Here is a 7,374-nt window from a genome sequence, read left to right on the forward strand (position 1 = left end):
TTTGACACACCGCCTTTATTTTAGCCGGATGGCGAGGATGCTGTCAGAATGGTCCGAATCATTCAGCCAACGACCCATACGGGCTATTATGACACATCCTGGATCGTAAGAATCTGAAGCGTGTTATAAGCAGCTGTGAGTCATAGTGCGCGTATTGGTATCCGATCTATGTATATACAAAAAAAGCCTCAGATTTCTCTGAGGCTTAAAGGTGGCGATTACCTACTCTTCCGCTTTCGCAGTACCATCGGCGTGATAAGGTTTAACTTCTCTGTTCGGAATGGGAAGAGGTGGAGCCCTTACGCTGTCTTCGCCTTAATNTCTTCTTTCACGGCACTCTCGCCGTGTGGTGGGTTTCAGAACGGACCCGACCGGAAGCTGAGAAGACTCGTATAACTACTAGTTCCACGCGCTTCGAAATGCGGTGTTGTTTTTTCCGGAACTGCGGGCAATTAGTACCGCTCGGCTGAACGCGTCACCACGCTTGCACCTGCGGCCTATCAACGTCGTAGTCTGCGACGACCCTTGGCGAGACCTAATCTCGGAGCCGGCTTCGTGCTTAGATGCTTTCAGCACTTATCCTGCCCAGACGCGGCTACCCGGCTGTGCCCCTGGCGGGACAACCGGTGCACCGGAGGTCTGTCCAGCACGGTCCTCTCGTACTAGTGCCGGTTCTCCTCAAGTCTCAACGCCCACAACAGATAGAGACCGAACTGTCTCACGACGTTCTGAACCNAGNTCGCGTGCCACTTTAATAGGCGAACAGCCTAACCCTTGGGACCTTCTCCAGCCCCGGGATGTGACGAGCCGACATCGAGGTGCCAAACCACTCCGTCGATATGAGCTCTTGGGAGGGATCAGCCTGTTATCCCCGGAGTACCTTTTATCCTTTGAGCGACGGCCCTTNCATGCGGAACCGCCGGATCACTATGCTCAAGTTTCCTTCCTGTTCGACATGTACGTCTCGCAGTCAAGCGCCCTTATGCCATTGCACTCTGCGACCGGTTGCCAATCGGTCTGAGGGCACCTTTAGAAGCCTCCGTTACGCTTTTGGAGGCGACCACCCCAGTCAAACTACCCGCCAAGCAATGTCCGCGCTTTCCGCGCGTTAGAAGCCAAATGTGCGAAGGCCCGTATTTCAACAACGGCTCCCCTGAAACTGGCGTCCCAGGTTCACAGCCTCCGGACTATCCTACACATCGCACACCCGGCCCCAATGCTAAGCTGCAGTAAAGGTTCACGGGGTCTTTTCGTCCCGTTGCGGGTAATCGGCATCTTCACCGATACTACAATTTCACCGAGCTCACGGTCGAGACAGTGTCCGGATCATTACACCATTCGTGCAGGTCGGAACTTACCCGACAAGGAATTTCGCTACCTTAGGACCGTTATAGTTACGGCCGCCGTTTACCGGGGCTTCACTTCACTGCTTCGATTGCTCTGACAGCTCCGCTTAACCTTCCGGCACCGGGCAGGTGTCAGACTGTATACTGCGCCTTGCGGCTTTGCACAGCCCTGTGTTTTTGCTAAACAGTTGCCTGGACCTATTCTCTGCGCCTCCCCTTGTTCAGGGGGGAGGACCCCTTATCCCGAAGTTACGGGGTCAGTTTGCCTAGTTCCTTGACCGTGAATCTCTCGAGCGCCTCGGTATTTTCTACCCGACCACCTGTGTCGGTTTCCGGTACGGGCCGAATATGTGTCGAACACCCCGCGCGGATTTTCTCGGGAGCCTGCTCCTCCGCAACTGTCACTCACCGCATGCGGCTCGTGTACTGTCGGATTTCGCCAGGTACGTTTCCGCCGTACCTTATGGCTGTTTTCCTTCAACGTGCTATTCCGTCAGCACGCGTGCGTTTCGCTTCTCCGTCTCCGCTGGGATTCCACATACACGGGTTGCGGAATATTGACCGCATGTCCATCGACCATGCCCTGACGGGGTGGCCTTAGGTCCCGACTTACCCTGAACCGATTAGCGTTGTTCAGGAACCCTTGGTCTTTCGGCGAGGGGATTTCTCATCCCCTTTGTCGTTACTTATACCTGCATTTGCTTTTCCATAAGCTCCAGCCGGACTCGCGTCCGACCTTCACCGCCGATGGAATGCTCCCCTACCGATTAATTATTAATTAATCCCACGTCTTCGGCACCGGACTTATGCCCGATTATTATCCACGCGGGGCCGCTTGACCGGTGAGCTGTTACGCACTCTTTAAATGAATGGCTGCTTCCAAGCCAACATCCCGGCTGTCTGTGCGGCCCCACCTCGTTATTGCCTTCAACTCAGCCCGGATTTCGGGGCCTTAGACGATGGTCTGAGTTGTTCCTCTTTCGGACGCGGACCTTAGCACCCGCGCCCTCACTCCCGGAATTCGTGCCGCGGCATTCGGAGTTCGTCAGGACTTGACAGGCGGCGAAGCCCTCGCATCCTATCGGTCGCTCTACCTCCGCGGCATAGTCCCGAGGCTGCACCTAAATGCATTTCGGGGAGTACGAGCTATCTCCGAGTTTGATTGGCCTTTCACTCCTACGCACAGGTCATCCGAAAGCTTTTCAACGCTTACCGGTTCGGACCTCCAACGTGTGTTACCACGTCTTCATCCTGCCCATGCGTAGATCACTCGGTTTCGCGTCTGCCTCCGGCGACTTTACGCCCTGTTCGGACTCGCTTTCGCTCCGGCTCCGGACCTGAAGCCCTTAGCCTCGCCACCGACGGCAACTCGCAGGTTCATTATGCAAAAGGCACGCCGTTACCACACATAGTGGCTCCGACCGCTTGTAGGCGCATGGTTTCAGGGTCTTTTTCACTCCTCTGTCCGAGGTGCTTTTCACCTTTCCCTCACGGTACTGGTTCGCTATCGGTCTCTCGGTAGTATTTAGCCTTTCGGGATGGTCCCCGATAATTCAGACGGGATTTCTCGTGTCCCGCCCTACTCAGGTGCCGCTCCTGGCATGTCTGCGTTTCGCGTACCGGCCTCTCACCGTCTGCGGGGGAGCATTCCATCTCCTTCCGCTACGCTCGCATGCACCTTTGAGCGGTCCTATAACCCCGGCACGCGCCGAAACGCCGCCGGTTTGGGCTCTTCCCCGTTCGCTCGCCGCTACTGGGAGAATCGTTGTTACTTTCTCTTCCTGCGGGTACTAAGATGTTTCAGTTCCCCACGTTCGCCTCAGTCGTTCCGACTGATGTAGGGATCGCTCCCTACGGGTTGCCCCATTCGGATATCTGCGGGTCACGGTGTATTTGCCACTCGCCGCAGCTTTTCGCAGCTTGTCACGTCCTTCTTCGCCTCCGAGAGCCAAGGNATCCCCCATGCGCCCTTGTTCGTTCCGTTATTTCTTTTATGCCTTGCGGCATATATTTATGTACGAAACTAAGTTCGACATTGTCGCCTTTCGATTTGCTCGTGAAACTTTTTGTTGTGTTTCTACTCTTGTCTTCTCGCTGAGCCGACTTTTTAATCGACTCTCGCTTCCAGCCTTGTCATTGTCCTATTCTGATAGTGGAGAATAACGGATTCGAACCGTTGACCCCCTGCTTGCAAAGCAGGTGCTCTAGCCAGCTGAGCTAATNCCCCGAATGACGCTACCAAGACCTNCTGCGTTTCAGACGCTAAAGGTCTCCAGAAAGGAGGTGTTCCAGCCGCACCTTCCGGTACGGCTACCTTGTTACGACTTAGCCCCAGTCACCGGTTTTGCTCTAGGGCGCGCCTCGCGGCGACGCACTTCAAGCACCCCCGGCTCCCATGGCTTGACGGGCGGTGTGTACAAGGCCCGGGAACGTATTCACCGCGCCATGGCTGATGCGCGATTACTAGCGAATCCAGCTTCACGGAGTCGGGTTGCAGACTCCGATCCGAACTGAGAACGGCTTTCGGGTTCCGCTCGGCGTCGCCGCCTGGCTTCCCGCTGTACCGCCCATTGTAACACGTGTGTCGCCCCGGACGTAAGGGCCGTGCTGATTTGACGTCATCCCCGCCTTCCTCTCGCCTTGCGGCGGCAGTCCCGGCAGAGTCCTCGGCATTGCCCGTTAGCAACTGCCGGCGGGGGTTGCGCTCGTTATGGCACTTAAGCCGACACCTCACGGCACGAGCTGACGACAACCATGCAGCACCTCGGAAGCGGCCCGTAGGCTGAACCGTCTCTGGTCCATTCCACTCCCGTTTGAGCCCGGGTAAGGTTCCTCGCGTATCATCGAATTAAACCACATGTTCCTCCGCTTGTGCGGGCCCCCGTCAATTCCTTTGAGTTTCACCGTTGCCGGCGTACTCCCCAGGTGGAATGCTTATCGCTTTCGCTTCGCCGCCCAGATCTCATTCGACCCGGACAACCAGCATTCATCGTTTACTGCGTGGACTACCAGGGTATCTAATCCTGTTCGATCCCCACGCTTTCGTGCCTCAGCGTCAGTCTGGCGCCGGTACGCTGCCTTCGCAATCGGAGTTCTGCGCGATATCTATGCATTTCACCGCTACACCGCGCATTCCGCGTACTTCTCGCCAACTCAAGTCTGCCAGTTTCNACGGCTCGACGGGNTTGAGCCCCGCAATTTTACCGCTGACTTAACGGACCGCCTACGCACCCTTTAAACCCAATAAATCCGGATAACGCTCGCATCCTCCGTATTACCGCGGCTGCTGGCACGGAGTTAGCCGATGCTTTTTCTTCGGATACACGCAGTCCGGGACACGTCCCGGGTTTTGTTCTCCGACAAAAGAGGTTTACAACCCATAGGGCCGTCTTCCCTCACGCGGCTTGGCTGGTTCAGGATCTCTCCCATTGACCAATATTCCTCACTGCTGCCTCCCGTAGGAGTCTGGTCCGTGTCTCAGTACCAGTGTGGGGGACCTTCCTCTCAGAACCCCTACGCATCGTCGCCACGGTGGGCCGTTACCCCGCCGTCAANCTAATGCGCCGCATGCCCATCCTCTTCCGATGAATCTTTCCTCGATCTCGGATGCCCGAAACCGATATACGCGGGATTAGCCTCCCTTTCGGAAGGTTGTCCCCCTGAAGAGGGCAGGTTGCATACGTGTTACTCACCCGTGCGCCGGTCGCCGGCAAGGAAAGCAAGCTTCCCTCCCGNTGCCCCTCGACTTGCATGTGTTAAGCCTGCCGCTAGCGTTCATCCTGAGCCAGGATCAAACTCTCCGCTGTTATATCTTGTCTATTTTTCTTACAAAATATTTTCGGCACAGCCCGAAGTCCCGCCTACGTTTGTTTGTCTCGACCCAAGCGTCTCTTTATTAAGTTGGAATCTTGACGGAAACTGTTCGTTTCCCTTATACTCTCAACTTGACTGTTTCCAGTCTCGCTGCTTGTCTTGTGGCAAAATTTCATTGTTCTGTTCGCTTCCGGTGCTTGACTCTCGACTTGTTGTCGTTGTGTCGTTTCCCGTTTGCGGTTGCAAAGTTATAACCTTTTTCGCCGCTGTGCAAATATTTCTACAACAATTTTTCAATAAAAAGGTTTATTCGTTGATAAAGTATTGATAATTAATCGAATCAACAAATGTTAAAATCTATTTCAAAATGTTAACAGAAATTCACCGTCTCTCAACGTACGCCAATATTCCCGTCCGCCAAGCTCAGAATAACTTCAAAAAGTGCGGTATAAACACAAAGAGACCCACAACTACGGCAGAAATTACAAAAAGAAGAACAGCACCGGCGGCAACATCTTTTGCCGTCTTGACCAGAGGGTCGCGTTCCGGCGACACTTTGTCACACACTTTTTCAATTGCGGTATTGAAACCCTCCGCCATGAACACACCGCCGATACACAGCGAAATCAGACACCACTCCACTGCCGACAAATCAAAAAGGCAGCCGGCGGTAATAACGCACACGGCTGCCCCAAGATGAATCTGAGCATTTCTCTCATTGCTGAAAAGGGAAACGATTCCCTCCCATGCATATCTGAAAGACATCAATCGTTTTTTCATATTAATCTGTTTAAAACTCCATCGATGCATACACACCTACGGATCTTCCATCGGATACGGGTGAAACCTGCAGGTTGTGCTTCTTTGCAAAAGGTTTTGTAAATATATAGGCACTCGCTGCGCCGATAGCACCGCCGGCAACCACATCCCACCAGTGATGTTTCCCGGAATATACCCTTCCCCACCCTACATAAGCGGCAAGAGCATATGCCGGAGCGCCGAATGCCCAGCCATAACGCCGTTGAAGAAATGCAGCAGTCGCAAAACTCACAGCCGAATGTGCCGACGGGAACGAATGCATATCGGAACCATCCGGACGGCGCTCGCAAACGGCATATTTGAGTATCAGAGTTGCCGCGGCTGTCGCGCCGGCGGTCTCGATTCCCTGAACAAGTCCATCCCAGTCGCGCTCAATCAGCACACCCGCAAGTGTCGCAACCGGGAGTGCAAGCATTACAATATCCGTTGACCGCGACACATTCTTCTGCAATCCCGTCGGCGTGACCACATCTTTTGCCGCCGGCTCGAAATATGTCTGCGCCTGAGCGGAAAGCGTCCCCGCCCCCATCAATAACATTACCGTTATAATATTTCTTATCTTCTTTATCATAAAATTTACAGATAATCAATCGTCAAGATCCCATCCCAAAGAAAACTGGTCTACCCAAAGCACTGCACCATTACCTCCGGTAAAATAATCACCATATTTAGAAGTTGCCGCCGTTATCTGGATATAAGTAGGCACCTTAGAAGTGCTACGATATGAAATAGGAATCTCAAACTCTTGCCAGTCGTCCATTGTCCCGCTATATTGCATTTTTCCATATCCGATAACATAGGAAGCATTGGGATCAAAGAGATTCCGGTTCTTGGGATTAGTACGTATTTCATAAGGTGCCGTCCAATCCGTTAACGCAACATAAATAAAACATGTGTCAGGCCTACCTTTCAAAGAGGCAAATTCGCTTGACACATAATCAATCGCAGCCGTCCTATATTTATAATATCCATGCAACTTTGTGGGTCTAAGATTCCATGGGCGTCCAAAATCAAGAATACCATTAGTGCCGTCAACCTTAACAAACTTCCCTGTGAAAATAGAACCGGCGCCAAGCTTGCCGATACCGGCGATACCTACAAATTTCGTTGTAAGTTCGGCAGACAATCCGGAACCCGTTGGCGTATCTTCGGAAGAAACAGTCAGATTCTGTCCCAAGGTTGACGCGCCGGTGTTACCGGTATCCCAAAATTCCGGTCCACCTTCGGCATAGGGGAATATAATCTTACCAATCTGACACCAATTCTCAAAATCTCCATTAGGTATTACCGCCGTAGATTGAGTAGTAACCTGAACTTCATTGGCAATATTTTCACCGGAAACGGCCCTGACAGCGTATTTGGTCAAAGGATCCAGATGAGGTATATAGCAAGAGAA

3 protein-coding genes, 1 tRNA gene and 3 rRNA genes are annotated in these 7,374 nt (G+C 53.1%); all 7 read right to left on the bottom strand.

Annotated elements, in window-relative coordinates:
• Positions 1 to 209: 209 nt before the first annotated feature.
• Positions 210 to 318 (bottom strand): 5S ribosomal RNA (gene rrf, locus JX312_RS06465).
• 115 nt (positions 319 to 433) lie between these two features.
• Positions 434 to 3,330: ribosomal RNA gene (locus tag JX312_RS06470) — 23S ribosomal RNA — on the bottom strand.
• 169 nt (positions 3,331 to 3,499) lie between these two features.
• Positions 3,500 to 3,573: transfer RNA gene (locus JX312_RS06475), tRNA-Ala, on the bottom strand.
• Positions 3,574 to 3,622: 49 nt separating this feature from the next.
• Positions 3,623 to 5,152 (bottom strand): 16S ribosomal RNA (locus JX312_RS06480).
• Together the 16S, 23S and 5S rRNA genes with 1 tRNA gene alongside form the textbook arrangement of a ribosomal RNA operon.
• Before the next feature lie 430 nt (positions 5,153 to 5,582).
• Positions 5,583 to 5,939, bottom strand: coding sequence for a diacylglycerol kinase family protein (locus tag JX312_RS06485; RefSeq protein WP_239653833.1), 357 nt, complete (start codon positions 5,937 to 5,939; stop codon positions 5,583 to 5,585).
• A gap of 10 nt (positions 5,940 to 5,949) precedes the next feature.
• Positions 5,950 to 6,549 carry a phosphatase PAP2 family protein gene (locus JX312_RS06490; protein ID WP_172469974.1) on the bottom strand — a complete coding sequence of 200 codons (600 nt, stop codon included), beginning with the start codon at positions 6,547 to 6,549 and terminating at the stop codon, positions 5,950 to 5,952.
• 15 nt (positions 6,550 to 6,564) lie between these two features.
• Positions 6,565 to 7,374: PCMD domain-containing protein (locus tag JX312_RS06495; RefSeq protein ID WP_204457443.1), on the bottom strand; the 810-nt coding region annotated here is incomplete at its 5' end.

Source organism: Barnesiella sp. CU968, assembly GCF_905219685.1.
GTDB classification, from domain to species: domain Bacteria; phylum Bacteroidota; class Bacteroidia; order Bacteroidales; family Muribaculaceae; genus Lepagella; species Lepagella muris_A.

Coding starts and splice junctions, on each gene's coding strand:
- JX312_RS06485 (WP_239653833.1), bottom strand. CDS start 5,939: ATGAAAAAACGATTGATGTCTTTCAGATATGCATGGGAGGGAATCGTT.
- JX312_RS06490 (WP_172469974.1), bottom strand. CDS start 6,549: ATGATAAAGAAGATAAGAAATATTATAACGGTAATGTTATTGATGGGG.